The organism is Micromonospora sp. LA-10 (assembly GCF_051853095.1).
Lineage (GTDB): Bacteria > Actinomycetota > Actinomycetes > Mycobacteriales > Micromonosporaceae > Micromonospora > Micromonospora echinospora_A.
The window spans coordinates 5,912,954-5,928,922 of sequence record NZ_CP195710.1; the positions used below are offsets into that span (position 1 = coordinate 5,912,954).

Sequence of the window (15,969 nt, forward strand, 5' to 3'; positions counted from 1 at the left end):
GAGCCGGCACGCGAGGCGGCGGCGGTAGGACGGTCGGAGGCGGCGGCACGAGTCCCGCCGAGGGCGTCCGCGACGGTGGCGGGGTGATCCCGGCGGAGGGCGGCTCGGTGATCGGCGTGGCGGGCGGGGGCGGGATGACCGGCGGGGGCGGTAGCGGGGGAGCGCCGGGGGTTTCGGGCATCCGCGGCGGCGGCAGCGGGGGCGTGCCGGCGGTTCCAGGCATCTGTGAGGGAGCCTGCGGGGGCGTGCCGGCGGTTCCGGGCACCTGTGATTGGGGGTGCGGCGTACCGGTTGTGCCCGGCTGCGGGGGTGACAGCGGCGTACCGGCCGTGCCTGGCATCTGCGAAGGCGGAAGCGGAGTGCCGGCGGTACCGGGCGTCGGCGGTATTGGAGGCGTAGGGGTGGCGGTCGGCGGTACCGGACGCGTGGCGGCGGACGGCGCTGACACAGGCGCGATGTGTGGGTCGGCAGGCGAGGATGCCGGGCCGGGAACGGGAGACGCTGTCGGCTGTCCGGGCATCGACGTGCCGGCGGTTGCCGGATGCGGGGGCGTGACGGGGGCGCGTGGCGGCACCGGGGTCACCCCGGGAGCGGCGGCCGGTCGACCGTACGTCGCCGGTGGAGCCTGCGTGGCGCGCTGGGCCGGCGGAACCGGGATGACGCCTTGAGCCGGGGGCACCGGGCGGACACCGGGAACTTGCGGGGCCGCCCCGGCAGCGGGCGGCGTCGCCGGGACGGTGGGTTCGATGGGCACTACCGGGAACCGGGTGGTGGCCTCCTCCGTGATGGGCGCGAACCGGGTCGTCGGCTCTGACGCAGGCGGCGAGGGCGGTGCCCACGGACTCGCCGGTCCGTCCGGCCTGGCAGCGGAAGGCTGGTACGGCGGGGCAGACGTCACCGGAGGCGGCGGAGCGACGACCCGCGGGTCCGGCGCGTACTGAGGTGGCTGCCCGGCGTGGGGGGCGTGCGGCGCCGGGCCGGGGCGGGGAGCCCACTGGGAACCGGGCACCGGCGGACTCGCGGCGGGCGTACCCGGAGCCGTGGGCCGGGGCGGCGCCGGAGCGTGCGGGTGCGGCGGTGCGACCGCCCGCAGCGAGACGGTGGGCTCGGACACTCCGTGCCCAGGATGCCCGGAGGAGACGGGACCGGGTTGACCGGGCCGGACCGGACCGGGGCCTCCTGGCAGCGCCGGATCGGGGTGAACGGGCGGACCCTGGTTCGGGTACCCGGGTAGGGACGGATTGGGGTGCCCGGGTCGGCCCGGTTGCGGGTACGCGGCAAGGGGTGGAGCAGGATGCGGGCCGGCAGCGGCGGCGGAGCCGCCGGGAGGTGGGCCGTAGCCGGCGGGAGCGGCGGCGGAGCCGCCGAGGTACTGGCGGGCTGCGCGTACCGCGGGGTGGTCCGGACCGAGCACGGCGGGCCCGGCGGTGGCCACGCGGCTGTAGTTGCGGCGGGCCTCGTGCCGGTTGCCCAGCTCCTCGGCCACCCCCGCGAGGTCGAAGCTGAGCGCGAGCATCAGCGGGTCGGCGGCGCTCCGGCGGCGCTCGCCGGCCGCATAGGCCTCTTCGAGTACGCGCCGGGCGGCGGCCGGGTCGTCGGCCTCGCGGTGCAGCTGGGCCAGCAGGTGGCCGGTGGCCAGGACGTCCTGGTGGTCCTCGCCGTACGCCGGCCGGGCTGCGACGATCGCGTCGGCGAGCAGGCGGCGGGCGCTGGTCAGGTCGCCGGCGGCGCGCATCGCGAGGGCCTGGTGCTGGGTGGCGATCAACGGGGAGGGGTGGGACACGGGAGCAATGCTGCCCGGAATCGCCTGTCGAGCGCTACCCACCCGATCCTTGTGGGTGCTGACCTGCGCAAACGTGCCGAGCTGGAGCTGATGTGCATGATCGTTCCGGGCCGTGTACAGTAATGCCCCGTGCGGCCCGCCAGGCCGGCCGATGCGGTGAGATGATCACTTTGGCCGACCGAGTAGGCTGGTACGTGCAGGTCCGGGTGGCGGAATGGCAGACGCGCTAGCTTGAGGTGCTAGTGCCCGTATAGGGCGTGGGGGTTCAAGTCCCCCCTCGGACACGACCCATAGGCCCACGGTGTGCGCTGAGATCGGTTTCAGCGTGCACCGTTTGCGCTTCAGGGTGGTATGTCAGCCGCAGGCCCAGCTGGCGGTAGACCTCGGCTTTGTCGGCGGGGTCCGCGTCGCGGAGCGCGGTGACGATGTTCCCAAGGGCCTCGACCAGCGTGGTGATCTCTTCCTGGGTCATCCGGCGTGGTGCGGCGGAGTTCCCTGCGTGCAGCTTCGTTTCGGCTCGGGTCCGTTCGGCCTGTGTCTGGGCTATCCAATTACTGACGACCGAGGGGTCGGCTCCGGCGTCGAGGGCTGCCCGGTAGCGCTGCAGTTTCGTGTCGCACTCGGTGATGGTCGCGCGGGCGGCGGTGATGGCGGGGGATGGGTGGTCGCCCAGCTGGGCGTCTGCCATCGCGGTGATCGTGTTCTCGATGCGGTCGGGGTGGAATGCGGTGGCGAGCCAGGTGTCGAGTGGGTCGGTGAGGGTCTCCTCGCGGAGGTAGACGTTGCGAGGATGGGTGACGTCGTTGGCGAGGGCGTATTCCTGGGGGAAGCGGCAGCGGTAGTAGGCGGCGCCGTGGTTGTACTGGCCCTGCATCCGGCGGTTGCAGGCGGCGCAGTAGATCAGGCCGCGGAAGACGTACGGGTTGCGGGCACGGCGTTGCCGTTGCGGGATGTCCAATCCCAATCGATGTCGTGCGAGCAGTGCCTGCGCCTGTTCGAAGGTGGCTTCATCGATGATGGGTGAGTGGGTGATCTTCTTGGAGACGACCCACTTGTCCCGCGGGTTCCAGCGCATGACTCCGGTGTGGCCGAGCGCGACGTCGTCGACGTCGAGGAGGACCTCGTCGGTGCGTTGTTTGTTCCAGACCTGCCGTCCGGTGTAGCGGGGGTTGGTGAGGATGACCCGCACGGCGCTCTTGGACCAGGCGATGCCGCTGCGGTGCGGATTTCGGGCCCGGTCGTGTGCGGAGGGGCAGGGGATGTGGTTGCTGGTGAGTGCTTCGGCGATGGCGTAGAGGCCGCTGCCATTGAGGAACTCGTGAAAGATCTGGCGGACGATAGGGGCGGTCCGTGGGTCCGGGGTGAGGCCGCGTAGGTGTTTGCCGTCGGCTGCCTTCGCCGGGTTGGGGTGAGGGCCCAGGTCCTGCAGGGTGTAGCCGTATGGGGGACGTCCCCCGAGGTAGCGGCCTTCGAGCAGGGTCTGGGCGGCCATGGCGGTCCGGACGCGCAGCTTGATCCGGTTGCGTTCGCCCTTGCTCATGCCGCCGAAGACGGACATCACCAGTTCGTGGGCTTCGTTGTCCGGGTCGATCGGGCCGCCGATCTCCGGTACCCACAGTTCGACGCCGTAGTGGGCGAACAGCGGCACGGTGAGACCAAACTGGTTGCCGTAGAAGGCTCGGTGGGGCTCTCCGACGACGACGGCGGAGAATCCGCGTCCGGGGTCGCGGAGCGCGGCGAGAAGTCGGCTGGCGTGCGGGCGGCGCTGCCACGGCAGGGAACGGCTCTGGCCGATGTCGAAGTACTCGGCGGTGATCTGGCCGTTGTGGGGCTGGATGAGGGTTGTTGCCCGGCTGAGTTGCCAGCTGCGGGAGGACTCGGGGTCCTGGTTGTCCTCGGTCGATACGCGGCCGTAGAAGGCGAAGGGTTTCGGTGGAGGGGTGGTCATCGGTTCTCCCGGTTCGAGTTGTCGGTGCGGCGGTCGTTCATGTGTCTGAGTATCTTCAGCAGGGCCGCAGCGGCGCCGGGGTGCAGTTCGGGTGGCTGGCCGGGTACCACCACGCTGGTGACGCCGGGCGGTGCGCTGCTGTCGATGGTCTCGACCGTCCATGAACGGTCGTCTTCGCTGGGTTGGTCAAGTCGCTCGTCGGCCGGCGCGGTCGAATCCGGCTCTTGGTGATGTTCGGCCTGGTGGTCGGGCGGCAGCGTCATGCGCCTCCGTCCGGCGGTCGCCCCGGCCGGCACACGCTGCGGTGGGCGTGCACCGTTCGCTCCTCGGCCTCCGTCAGTTCGCTGTGAGAGGGGGCGGATTGGAGGGCGATGCCAGCATTGGCGGCGTGGTTGGGCGGGATCGTGCCTCTGCAGCTCGTAGCGCTGGCGACTCGTGCCGTGGCACATGGGTGGGTTGTCATGGGAGATGTCCTTCGGGTTGGTCGGTGCCGGTTCCTCCGGCGGGCATGAAGAAGCGGCCGGTGCCGTCAGGCGTCGGCCGCTCGTTGAGCAGTGGGCGTTACGTCTCTGCGGTCGCCAGGCTGGTTGGTGGCGGCCGTCGAGGTTGGTGGCAAGCGCATGATGGCGCGGCTTGCTGGGCGCCCGGGTGGGCCAACTTGCTGGAAAGAGCACTCTCTTCACACCGAAGAGGTCACTGGTTCGATCCCAGTATCGCCCACCATGAATATACGCAGGTAGGAAGCCCGTCACCGGATTCACCGGTAACGGGCTTCTCCGCTGTTGCCCCTTAAATTGGGAGCAGATTGGGAGCAGGTAGCTCCCCGGCCTACCGACGACAAGCCGGCATGGCAACCGCCCGGCCCATGTCACCCGTTGGAAGTCGAACACCAAAGCATGGCTGATGACACACGGAAACAGCTCAGATGCTCAGGACCGACGTGCCGGGGCCCCGGGAGCAGTCCGGTGCGCAGTCGTGCTGGAGCGACAGCTTCGCCAGGACGTCGATGGGGACACAATGGCGTATTGCAGCCTGGGCTGTGGCTGTGAGCTCGCCTTAGCCTTTGAGGAAGCTCGTACGTAGAGCCAGGCGCAGCGGCCAAATCCCGCCCGGCGGCGTATGACACCGCCTGCGACCTTGCCGGCGCCAGTCTCCTGCGACGAATCCCGGCGGCGACGACGCTTCTGCAGATCGTCGAGGAGAAGCTGTGGTCGGAGTTCGTGACGGCCGTCTACGTCGCGGCCGACTCGAAAAACGCCTTTCGCTACGTCGGGAGCGCGGTCCGGTCGGGGCTCGCCAGCGTGGACTACCGTATCCAGGAGCATGTACGAGCCGGTCGGGCGACACGCTGGACCCGCCTGATGGTGGTGCCGCTGATCCCGACACCGAGGTGGCTCTCGTGCATCGGATCGAAGGACGCGTTGGCGCGGTGCTGCAGCCGTTGGACACGATGCGGCTGCCGACCATCAGGGCCAGAAGGCCTGCGGGCTTCAGCCCGCCTCGGTAACGGAACGTCCGGAGTGGTTGGCTTCGTCCTTGACGGTGCGGCCGACCACCCCGCCAAGCCGGAACGCCTCGGCGGATCGGACGGCTGGTCGAGCCAATGGTCCGGTGGACCTTCATCCGGTTGGCGCCTGGTCGTACATATGGGCGAGTGTCGCCCCTCTTCTTCAGCTCGCTGAGCGTTAGGGTGTCGAGCCGGACGCTCAGACGGCGACGAATGATCACGGAGCGAGTGCTTTGACGCCAGCAACGGCACCAACGGAAAGCAGCCAGGCAGCACCGCCGGTGAGCGCGAAGCACGGACCGGCACGGTTCTGGGCTGTCGACCTCCACGTCCACACCCCAGCTTCGCGCGACGTCGACGTGCACACCTACGGCGCCATCGAGCCCCGGCAGATCGTCGACGCGGCGATCGCCGCCGGACTCCACGCGATCGCCGTCACCGACCACAACACGGTCGGCTGGTGCGACCGGATGGCCGAGGCCGCCCGCGGCACGACGCTCGTGGTGCTGCCCGGTCTGGAACTCAGCACGGCGGAAGGGCATCTCCTCGCCATCTGGGAGGAGGGCACCCCGGCACAGCATCTCGAGGACGTGCTCGTCGAACTCGGCGTTGTCCGCGCCGACCATGGTGACCTGCACAAGGCCCTGGACAAGGGCTTCGCCGACACCGCAAAGATCATTGCTGCCCGGGGCGGCCTGGCGGTCCCGGCGCACGCCGACCGGGCGAAGGGCCTGCTCCGCCTCGCCGTCGCCGACCGGATCAACCAGACGCTGCTCGACGACGCCATCAGCGCGGTCGAGATCGTCGACGTCGCAGAGGCTGAGCGGATCAAGGCCCGGCTCGACGGCCGGCGCGAGCTCGCGCTCGTCCGCAGCTCCGACACCACGGCACCCGGCGTGAGCTGGCATGTCCTGCGCGGCATCGGTCATCGCCGGACCTGGATCAAGGCGTCGCGGCCCGACCTGCGCGGCCTCCGGCACGCACTGGCGGATCCGGAGTTGCGCGTCCGCCTGGACGAGCCCCGGGCGCCGGAGCACACGGTGATCGAGTCGGTGACCGTGACCGGAGGGTTCCTCGACGGGCAGCAGTTCCAGTTCTCGTGCGACCTCAACTGCCTGCTCGGCGGGACCGGCGCCGGCAAGTCGCTGCTGATAGAGCTGGTCCGGTTCGCCCTCGACCAGCAGACCGACGCCGGCGACTTCCCCCAGGTCCGCAAGGAGGTCGACTCCCGGCTCAAATACGCCCTCACCTCCGGCTCGACTGTCGAGGTCGTCCTCGCCCGTGGCCACGCGCGGTGCCTCGTGCGCCGGGCGTACTTCGAGGACGGCTCCACCCAGCCGGAGTTCATCGGCGACACCGAGCAGCTGACCGGCCTGGCCGGCCGGATCGCGATCACCGGGTTCTCGCAGAGCGAGGTGATCGAGTACGCCCGAACGCCGGTCGGCCGGATGGCGCTCATCGACGCCGCGCTCGACTTGAACGAGTTCGAGATCCGCGAATCGGACGCGGTCGGCCGGCTCATCGACAACGGCCGACTTATCGGCTCGCTGGAGTCCAAAATCGGACAGGCCCGCGCCAGGTTGGAGACCCTTCCAGACGTCGAGAAGCGGTTGGAGGAACTGTCCGGCCTGTTCGACGGCGAGACCATCAAGATGCAGGCAAAGTGGAGCGCCGAGAAGGCCCTCTTTGAGCCGGTCGTCGGCATCCCCGAACTGAAGATCACCGTCCGGACCGACGGCGGGGACAAGTTCCGGGGCTCGGCCGCGATCGCCGACAATCAAGATCTTTACCAGCGAGTGCAGGCCGCGTACAAGCAGCTGTGGGAGGCGATCGAGGCGGCCAACGCGCAGGTGGCCCAGGTCCTGTTGGTGGTGAACAAGGAGCTGGTCGCTGTCCGGCAGGAATGGCTCGAGCGGTACCGGAAGTTCGATCAGGAACTCGCCGAGGCGGTCAGTCAAATCGACGTCGACAACAAGGGCCTCGCCGCGCTGCGCACCCGGCTGGTGGAACTTCAGACGGAGAAGGCGAAGCTCGACGCCCAGCGGACCCAGCTCAACGACGAGTTCCTGCCGAACCTGGTCGCCGCCACGACCTATCGGGAAGAGTTGATCACCGAGCTACTCGAGGCGCGCAAAGCACGCCGTCGGCGGCGCGAAGAACGGATCAAGGCGCTCAACAAGCTCATGGGCGGCATCGTCCGGATCAAGATGCTCTCCGAGAACGACGACTCGGCCTATCTGGCCGACGTGACCGCCATCGCCAAGGGATCCCGGCTGCGCGCCCCGGTCCTCAAGCTGATCTGCGAAAAGACCCTGCCGGTAAAACTGGTCCGCTCGTTCCTCGCCGACGACGTCGACGGCGTATGCACCGCCACCGGCGTCGAACGCAAGCACGTCGAGACCCTCTTCGAGCACGTGCGGGAGAAAGGCATCATCGAGGACTTCCTGCGGATGCAAACCCTCGACTTGCACGACGGCCTGTCCGTCGAGTTCCGCAAGCAGGCCAACGACGGCTATGTGCCGATCGAGCGGCTCGCGCACGGACAGAAGTGCACCGCCATCCTCATCATCGCCCTCGCCGACGGCAACGACCCTCTGATCATCGACCAGCCCGAGGACGCGCTTCACGCCCCGTGGATCGAGGAATACCTTGTCGCGAAACTGCGCGACTTGCGCGGTGGCCGGCAGTACATCTTCGCCACCCGCAGCCCCGGCCTAGTCGTCTCCGCCGATGCCGAAATGATCATCACTCTCACCTCCGATGCGAACAACGGCGTCGTCGAAGCCACCGGCTCCCTCGAACGCCACGACCTCAACGTCCTGACGCTCTACCACCTGGAAGGCGGTCCGGTGCCCTTCAAACGCCGAACCGTCAAGCTCGGCTCGTCGATGAACTAACGCTCGGCCACGCTGACAAACAGCGGGCGCAACGAGGAGTCAGAGTCCACGATCCACGCCAAGATCGAGCGCTCCTCGCTCGGCACCGCCGACGCCCGTGCCATGCGCGCCCGCACTTCCACCGCGACCGCCCGCGCCATCGTCGCCCGGGCGGCTGGAGCGGCCCCGCGTACCCCCCACAGCAATCTCGGCCGGAAAACCGGCCGAAAGAGTGGCGGGTAACCGGCCGACCAGCACATATGCCTCCGGCAGGAGCGGTCCAACCGAGACTGCACTACCAGAGGAGATGATCATCATGGCTCGAGGCGGCTCCCGCACCGTGGCCCGCAGCGCCAGCACAGGTCGGTTCGTCCGCAGCAGCACGGCGGTGCGGTCGCCGCGGACCACCACAACCGAACGCGTCGGACGCGGGACAAGCAACACCCGCACCGTCAACCGCAGCGCCAGCACCGGCCGATTCGTGACGGCAGCCACTGCGGCCCGGCACCCGGGGACGACGATCACCCAGCGAGTCTGACGCGACCCGCGATCGTGAGCCCTTTCCCCACCGGGAGAGGGCTCACAATGCTTACGCCGTTGTGGCGCCGGCACCAGACGGATTGAGATGCCCCGGGGACCGCATCGTTCCGATCCTTAGCTCCGGGTCGGGGCGATGCTGGCTTCGGGGCCGATCCGTGGCTCACAGCTCGTTGTCGGTAACGTTCAACCCGAGCTCGTTGCCCTTTGTCCGCTGCTGCGCGGTCCTTCGAATGATCTCGTCCCCCACGGGCTCACCGACGGCGATCGCCGCTGCGATCCATCCGCCCGCGCCCTGAGGGTCGCCGGTGCAGTGGTAGCAGCGGCAGTCCACCTCATCCCTGATCCGCCGATCGCGATGGATGCGCCCACCGGCGGTGAACCTGTTCGTCTCCCAGGGATCGATTCCGGCCTGTGTCAGGTAGGTGCGGGCAGCTTCGATCCACCGTCTCGGCGACAGCATCGCATTGCCATGCAGCTCGACCAAACCGAGGTTCCCGTTACAGTCGGCGCACAAGAGCCCCCGTACGCACCGACCGCACGAATCTCGTCCCGGGCTGCACAAGTGGTCATGGTCGACCGGCAGGGGCACCAGTCCGACCGGGTAGCGCCATGCCGGGCCGCCGCAGATTCCGCACCCGCCGCCCTGCGCCCGCAGTAACTCCCGGTACCGGGTTGCAGTAATGCGGTGCCGTAGCAGCGCCTTCTTCGGTGCCTCCAGGCAGCACACGTCGGAGGCGGGGTACGTGGGGATCAGCCCGAGCAGGCGGGCGTCGGCGATCGTCACACGCCGGATTGTGGCGGCCGGGTACGTCACCGATCGGGCACGATTGCGGAGCCTGGGGAGCCTGGCTGCCCCGTCCTGCTGGGAGCGAGATATGGCCATTGCATATGCGAGCTCGCCCACGGGCTGCGAGCGCTCTTCACAGACGACCTTGGGGCCACATGCGTCGCTATCGTGCCCGTTCTGCCCCGTGTCCCCGGCAGATACAACCTGCGCTACCTGTGCCGCCAACCAGATGCAGCTACGCCACCCGAAATGCACGTCTCAGCCCGGGCTGCTCGCTCGCCACGAGCCTTCATAGTTGGCCACATGCATGGCCTGCTGAGCCAGGAGGTCGATCTCGATGAGGAGATCGCGTGGCGGCGCGGACAGATCGAGGGGATAGTGCACGATGTCGATCTCGGTGTTGCGGACGCGCCGAGGGCCGGGCGGCGACGCCCCTTGGGCGTACACCAGCCAGCCGGTGCGCAGGCGCAGTGCTGTGCAGTAGGCGAGCATTTGGTAGGCGTCGGCGTTCGGATAGCCAGAGGTAATTCCTTCCAGCTTGTACTTGGCATCGAAGACTGCGACGGGCCGGTCACCGGCGATGTGAACGATGTCGGGTCGGATGGGAATGGTGAGCTCGGTGTCGAGGTGCGCGCCATACTGACTGTCGGTGTGGCCCGGATATTCCACTAGGGATTCGCGCAGCGCCGTGGTGACGAAGTCCTCGAAGACCTTTGCCATGTTGACGACGAACGCGGCCATCGTGACGTCGCCGGGTCCCGGCTCGGCGGACTGATTGCGGAGGACCAGTTCGGCGAGCCTGAGCGCCGGGAGATACCGGGCGTTGAGACGGCTGGGTCTGTAGGTCGGCTGCGGGGCGCCATGTGGCAGCACCCGAACCCCGTCGAGGCGGCCGTCCAGATGAGTCAGTCGCGACCGTGCTTCGGCGGGCAGCCGCGGCACCGCGAGCATGCGTCGAAGTGCAGTGCGCAGAATCCGATTCTCAGCAATGTCCGCGGCGTACTCGTCGAAGCGGACGTCGATCGGCAGTGGCATAGCGGGGCGACGGGAGAGTTGGTCTGCGAACCTGATCCGGCCCCGGACCAGCGGCAGGGCCTCATCGGTCACGACATAGCCTTGCAGGATTCCCGGCGCGAGTGCACGTTCGACCTGCCGGATCAGTGACTCCGCCAGGGCGGCCCACAGGTCGGGCTCCGGCTTCGCGGCGACGTCTTCTGGCCGGAACCCTGGGTCCAGCGCGTAGCCGAGGAAGAATAGCAGCCTGGCGATGCCAACCTTGGGCCGGACCTGGACGTCGAGTCCGGCTGTCCGCACCGCGCCGACCTTGCCGGAGGGCAGGATGTGCCACCATCCGTCGCTTTCGGGCCGAAGGCTGACGAGGCCCGTCGCGCTCAGTGCGGTCGCCTGATGGTCGTCCATTTGGTGCCGGACACCGACGCGGTCTAGTTCGGCGAGGCTGATCGACGCGGACACGGTCACGCCTGCGGCAGAGTCGGTGGCTCGGCTGCTGGGACGTCGGGTGGCGGGGGGCTGATCCGGGACCGGACGGCGGCGAGTCCGAAGCGGTTGCGGATCTGTGTCTTGGTAAGCCGGCCATAGTAATGCTCTTCCAGCAGCGGCATTAGGTCATAGCGCCACACCCGGTCAAGCCCTGCCTCCGTGTCGAGGTTTGGCTTCATCAGGTAGGACGGGCCAATCTTGAAGTCGTGGTCCTCCTCACCGATCGACTCGTTCAAGGCGGCAAGCAGCGATGCGCGTTCATCGCCGGGTTTGTTGTTAGCCTTGAGCCACTTGCTGAGCACGTCGCGCACCGGCGGGTCGTCGGGATGTAGCTCGACGAATGCAAACCGGCGTCGGATGGCCGCGTCGACCAAAGCGATCGACCTGTCGGCGGTGTTCATCGTGCCGATGATGAAGACGTTCGGGGGCAGGTTGAACGCCTCGGACGGTGAGTACTGCAACCGAATGGTGGCGTCGCGGTACTCCAGCAGGAAGTAAAGCTCACCGAACACCTTGGCTAGGTTGGCCCGGTTGATCTCATCCACGATCAGCACGTACGGCCGCTTGGGATTGTCGCGTGCCTCAACCGCGATCTCACGCAGCGGCCCAGGCGTCTTGGCGAAGGCAACTGACCCGCCATCGGCCCCTTCGACGGGCCGGAAGCCCTCGAAGAAGTCCTCGTAGGCGTACGACGGATGGAATTGCACCAACCGTACGGCATCTCGTTCGGCGACATGCGCGGCGAGCGCTCGTGCAAGGTACGTCTTTCCTGTTCCCGGCGGTCCGTACAAGATGATCTGCGAACGGTCCTGCCACAGCTCGATGAGGTCTTGTAGCCACGGCCGGGCGATGTACAGCCTGGTCGCAAGATCCTCGGTCGCGTTCGGCAGCTTCGGAACGACGCGTGCAGGCGGTGGGATCCGCTCGGACGGCTCAACCGTATCGGACGACTCGGCGCTGGTGTCCACAAGTGCTGACAGCACCTCCAGCGCGCCGGTCAGGTCGACGACCGTGCCTTGCTGATCCAGTTCGGCGGGTATCGGTGCCGGCAGCGTCTCGACCGGCAGTGGGGGAGTCGCCAGCCAGCCGGCTGGACGACGCAGTCGCGCACCGTTGTCGGCGGCGTGGTACTCCGGGTCCCCGTCGATGACGCCCAGGTACAGGTGGTCATCGACAAGCGTCACCACAACGTCGTCACTATCCATCTGGGACAGGAACGCGTGGTACTCGTTGGCCAGCGCCACCCGCTGGGCATAGTCGAGGTGCTGGTAGCCGGAATCGACTGTAGCCCGAACCTCGGACTTAGAGGCCCCGGGCGGCACGTCGCCGAAGTGGGACGCTGCCAAAGAGACGAAGGACTCTCCCGTCCAACGGGTGACAAGTTCGTGCCCGCCTTGGCGGGGTCGTACGAGCCAGGCGCGGCGCTCACCTGGCGGCCGGTCGGCCTGCTTGCGCCACTGTGCGATGAACGGCGCCTGGTAGTAGTCCACCGCCTGCCCTGCCTCGCGCTGGATATGGACGGTGATCTCGAATAGGTCCCGGTTGAGGTCGCCGGTGAGCGCCGTGTCCGGCTCAGCAAACGCGGCCCGGATCGCCTTCTTGTGCGCCATGTTCAGGATCGGCAGGAAGTGCGTTGGGTAGGCCAGGTACAGCAACTCCTCCCGTAGCGACGGCATGATCTTGTGCTGGTAGATAGCAGCCTGCCAGGCCCAAGGGCCGGTGAACGCCTGCTCTCGCTGCTCCGCCGGCAGCACCCACCAGTCGCACACCAACTCGACGGCGTCCACCAGCCATTTCCACAGCATGGTGTGGGCGCCGGTTCCGCCATTCCATGTGCCCTGTGTAAAAGCCGCCAGCACACGCTCGGGCACCGCGACGGGCTGCCGCATCCAGCTCAGCACCGTCAGCACCCGCTCGCGCAGCTTCTCTGGCGTCAGGTTCAGCAGCGGCAGTCCCTGCAGCGTCAGCAGCTCTGCCGCCAACTGGATTGCCTCGTCCGACGCCGAGGCGAGCTGGCGCTGGAGCTTCACCATGAACGGGTCTTTGCCCAGATCAGGCTGCTCGTTGTACCAGCGGCGCAGATCCTGAGCGACATCCAAATTCCACACCGACCGGTCGGGCGTGAACAGCGACCGTCCCTGACGCAGACCCTGATCAATAAGGTCCCGGCCTACCTGGCGGACCAGCTCATCGTGACGCGACGGGATGATGACGTCGTCGCTCATGCGCTCGCCTCTTCTCGTGCCGGATGCCGCAGGCCTTGACCAGGCGGTGGATTCAAGACCGTCTCATACGGCTTGCCGCTGTCGATCGCGTGCTGCATGGCGTCATACGTGTCTTGAAGTGACCCCTATCGGCCGGACACCTCGATGTGTGTCAGGGACTCTCGGTGGATCTTCTCGTAGGTGTCGGGGCTGACGTTACCCAGACGGCTGTGCCGGCGGCGAGGGTTGTAGAAGCCTTCGATGTAGGAGAAGACCTCCATCTCCAGTTCGTGTCGGCTGGGCCAGGCGCGGGTGTAGACCAGTTCGGTCTTGAGGGTGGCGAAGAAGGTCTCGGCCATGGCGTTGTCGTAGCAGTCGGCCACCGAGCCCATCGACGCGAGGACGCCGCAGGAACGCAGGGTGCGGCCGAACTCGAACGACGTGTACTGCGTCCCTCGATCCGAGTGATGGATGAGCTGGTCTCGGGCCGGTCGGCGGTGCTGGATGGCCATGCCGACGGCGTCGAGGATCAACTCGGTGCGCAGATGGTCGGCCATCGCCCAGCCGACGACGCGGCGGGAGTAGGCGTCGACCACGACGGCGAGGTAGAGGAATCCTTCCCAGGTGCGCAGGTAGGAGATGTCGGCGACCCACAGCCGGTTCGGTGCGGTGGCGGTGAACTGCCGCTGGACCAGGTCCGGCGCGGTGGCCGTGGACGCGGCCTTGCGGCGGGGCTTGCCGCGCCGCCGGCGGTGGGCGCCTTCGATCCCCGCCAGCCGCATCAGTCGGGCCACTGCCTTGCGATTCCACCGGTGTCCGCGATCGTGCAGCTCGGCGGTGAGCCGTCGGGCTCCGTAGACGCCGCGGTGCTCTGACCATGCCTGCTGGGTGATCTCGACGCGTTGCTGGTCGTGGCGTTCCCGCTCAAGCGCGCGGTGACGTCCCTGTCGCAGCCACTGGTAGAAGGCGCTGTGGCCCACGCCGAGCAGGCGGCAGAGCAGACGGACCGGGTAGGTGGTCTTCTCCGCGTCGATGAACCGATACACGTCGGTTCGGTTCACCGCTCCGTCTCGCGTGCGAAGAAGACCGCGGCTTTTTTCAGGATCTCCTTCTCGAGCTCCAGCTGGGCGACCTGACGCCGCAACCGCACCAGCTCGGCCCGCTCGTCCACGGCCAGGTCACTGGTCCGGCCGCCGTCGCGTTCCTGCCGCATCCGGTCGACCCAGTTGCGCAGCGTCTCGTGGTTGACGCCCAACTCCCGGCCCACGTCGCGGATCGTGCGACCGGAGTCGAGCACCAGCGCCGCAGCCTGGCGGCGGAACTCCTCGGGGTACTTGCTCTGTCGAGCCACAGCGGTTTCCTCCTCCTCGGCAGGATGCCAAGTCAGGAGGTGTCCGGTCTCAGGGGGTCACTTCACTGCTGGCCCCTGCACGAGCACGCCGCCGCCAACCGGGTCCGGCTGGCGTGGCTGCTGACCGCCTGCGCCGCGCTGCTGCAACCGGGCGGCTGCCTGATCCTCGTCGTCACCGTCCCGGCCGGCACCACCGCCGGCCCGGAAGACTTCTCCGGCGTGGTCCAGGCCGCCGCCGGCGTCGGACTGGGCTACCTGCAGCACCTCGTCGCCGTCACCGCCGACACCGACGGCGACGCCTTCGTCTACCACGTCACCGACGAGGAACTACTCACCCTCACCACCACCGACCAGCGGTGGCAGATGGCGCACCTGCGAATCCACGCGGACCTGATGGTCTTCAGCCGGTCCCAGAGCCGCGCCCCGCGTGGACGAGGCGGGCGCGAGGGCGGTGGTCACCGTGGCTAAGCACCACGCAGACACCGCCGGCGACCCCAACGAGCAGAGCACACCGACCGCCGCCACCACCAGCAACCCGATCGGAGGCCATCGGGCTGCTGGCCCCGACGGCCTGTCGGTGTGGGCGACCGCCCAGGCCACCGGCCCGGTCCAGCGCCGAGGCCGGTACGTACGCGAGTCCGTGCAACACCCGGCGCGGATGCTCCCCGCGATCGCCGCGCACGCCGTCACCGCCTACACCCAGCCAGGGGACCTGGTGCTCGACCCGATGTGCGGGATCGGCACCACCCTCGTCGAGGCCATCCACGCCGGCCGCGACGCGATCGGCGTGGAGTACGAGTCCCGCTGGTCCGACATCGCCGACGCCAACATCAAACACGCCCACACCCAGGGCGCGACCGGACGGGCCGGCGTCATCCGCGGCGACGCCACCAGCATCCTCTCGCTCGTACCCGGCGCCCTGACCGGGCAGGTCGCCCTCGTCGTGACCTCACCGCCGTACGGGCCGACCGTGCATGGCCTGGTCCGGCCCGGCGCCGACGGGGTGGCGAAGTTCGACAACGCCTACAACGACGGCACCGACCGCGGAAACCTTGCCTACCGCGACCTCACCGGACTCGCCGACGGGTTCGCCCAGATCCTCACCGGCTGCCACACCCTCCTACGCCCCGGTGGGGTCGTCGTCGTGACCGCTCGGCCGTGGCGCAAGCAGGGCACACTGGTTGACCTTCCGTCGGCCGTCATCGGCGCCGGCATCCGGGCCGGTCTCACCCCCGTCGACCGATGCGTAGCGCTACTCGCGGCCGTCCGCGACGGCGGGCTCGTCGCCCGGCCGTCGTTCTTCCAACTCCAGGCCGTCCGCAAGGCCCGGGCCGCCGGCACCCCCATGCACCTGATCGCACACGAGGACGTCCTCGTGTTCACCAAGAACCACACCGGCTCCGGCACAGGAACCCCGAAGGACACCGGTGGGGGAGGGGCGGTCGCGTGAGTGCAACTGCCCACCGCAACCCG

10 protein-coding genes, 1 tRNA gene and 2 pseudogenes are annotated in these 15,969 nt (G+C 68.4%); 4 read left to right on the plus strand and 9 right to left on the minus strand.

Features of this window, described 5'->3' with window-relative positions:
• Window positions 1-1,609 precede the first annotated feature (1,609 nt).
• Window positions 1,610-1,735, minus strand: a pseudogene (locus ACSDG8_RS27750) (hypothetical protein); the annotation flags it as partial.
• 248 nt (window positions 1,736-1,983) lie between these two features.
• Between ACSDG8_RS27750 and ACSDG8_RS27755 the strand changes: the two are divergent.
• Window positions 1,984-2,067 (plus strand) — tRNA-Leu (locus ACSDG8_RS27755).
• Here ACSDG8_RS27755 and ACSDG8_RS27760 read toward each other — a convergent pair.
• On the minus strand, window positions 2,049-3,731 hold the full coding sequence (locus ACSDG8_RS27760) for a recombinase family protein (protein WP_439427343.1): 1,683 nt from the start codon (window positions 3,729-3,731) through the stop codon (window positions 2,049-2,051). The genes ACSDG8_RS27755 and ACSDG8_RS27760 overlap by 19 nt on opposite strands.
• On the minus strand, window positions 3,728-3,994 hold the full coding sequence (locus tag ACSDG8_RS27765) for a hypothetical protein (protein ID WP_439427344.1): 267 nt from the start codon (window positions 3,992-3,994) through the stop codon (window positions 3,728-3,730). The genes ACSDG8_RS27760 and ACSDG8_RS27765 overlap by 4 nt, the downstream gene beginning before the upstream one ends.
• Before the next feature lie 1,525 nt (window positions 3,995-5,519).
• Between ACSDG8_RS27765 and ACSDG8_RS27770 the strand changes: the two genes are divergently transcribed.
• Window positions 5,520-8,135, plus strand: coding sequence for a PHP domain-containing protein (locus ACSDG8_RS27770; protein WP_439427345.1), 2,616 nt, complete (start codon window positions 5,520-5,522; stop codon window positions 8,133-8,135).
• Window positions 8,136-8,174: 39 nt separating this feature from the next.
• On the opposite strand, the gene ACSDG8_RS27775 is transcribed toward ACSDG8_RS27770, so the two are convergent.
• The 6 genes from ACSDG8_RS27775 to ACSDG8_RS27800 all read right to left on the minus strand — a co-directional run bounded on the left by ACSDG8_RS27775 (window position 8,175) and on the right by ACSDG8_RS27800 (window position 14,496).
• Entirely contained in the window at window positions 8,175-8,639 is a 465-nt protein-coding gene (locus ACSDG8_RS27775; RefSeq protein WP_439427346.1) for a hypothetical protein, read from the minus strand.
• Between the two features lie 175 nt (window positions 8,640-8,814).
• Entirely contained in the window at window positions 8,815-9,438 is a 624-nt protein-coding gene (locus ACSDG8_RS27780) for an endonuclease domain-containing protein (RefSeq protein ID WP_439427347.1), read from the minus strand.
• A 261-nt stretch (window positions 9,439-9,699) separates the two neighbouring features.
• Window positions 9,700-10,914: an McrC family protein gene (locus ACSDG8_RS27785; RefSeq protein ID WP_439427348.1), complete on the minus strand. Its 1,215-nt coding sequence runs from the start codon at window positions 10,912-10,914 to the stop codon at window positions 9,700-9,702.
• 2 nt (window positions 10,915-10,916) lie between these two features.
• A complete protein-coding gene (locus ACSDG8_RS27790) occupies window positions 10,917-13,166 on the minus strand; it encodes an McrB family protein (protein WP_439427349.1) in 2,250 nt (749 codons plus the stop codon).
• Window positions 13,167-13,291: 125 nt separating this feature from the next.
• On the minus strand, window positions 13,292-14,206 hold the full coding sequence (locus ACSDG8_RS27795) for an IS3 family transposase (RefSeq protein ID WP_439427350.1): 915 nt from the start codon (window positions 14,204-14,206) through the stop codon (window positions 13,292-13,294).
• Complete coding sequence (locus ACSDG8_RS27800; protein ID WP_439427351.1) at window positions 14,203-14,496, minus strand: transposase; 294 nt, start codon at window positions 14,494-14,496, stop codon at window positions 14,203-14,205. Before ACSDG8_RS27800 ends, ACSDG8_RS27795 begins: the two co-directional genes overlap by 4 nt.
• A gap of 66 nt (window positions 14,497-14,562) precedes the next feature.
• Here ACSDG8_RS27800 and ACSDG8_RS27805 point away from each other — a divergent pair.
• Together ACSDG8_RS27805 and ACSDG8_RS27810 are read left to right on the plus strand one after the other, a co-directional pair.
• Window positions 14,563-14,964: pseudogene (locus ACSDG8_RS27805) on the plus strand (hypothetical protein); the annotation flags it as partial.
• Window positions 14,965-15,034: 70 nt separating this feature from the next.
• Window positions 15,035-15,946, plus strand: a complete 912-nt coding sequence (locus tag ACSDG8_RS27810; RefSeq protein ID WP_439428077.1) for a TRM11 family SAM-dependent methyltransferase — start codon at window positions 15,035-15,037, stop codon at window positions 15,944-15,946.
• Window positions 15,947-15,969 lie beyond the last annotated feature (23 nt).

Excerpts from the sequence above, each read along its gene's own strand:
- ACSDG8_RS27760 (WP_439427343.1), bottom strand. The coding sequence starts at position 3,731 with ATGACCACCCCTCCACCGAAACCCTTCGCCTTCTACGGCCGCGTATCG.
- ACSDG8_RS27765 (WP_439427344.1), bottom strand. The coding sequence starts at position 3,994 with ATGACGCTGCCGCCCGACCACCAGGCCGAACATCACCAAGAGCCGGAT.
- ACSDG8_RS27790 (WP_439427349.1), bottom strand. The coding sequence starts at position 13,166 with ATGAGCGACGACGTCATCATCCCGTCGCGTCACGATGAGCTGGTCCGC.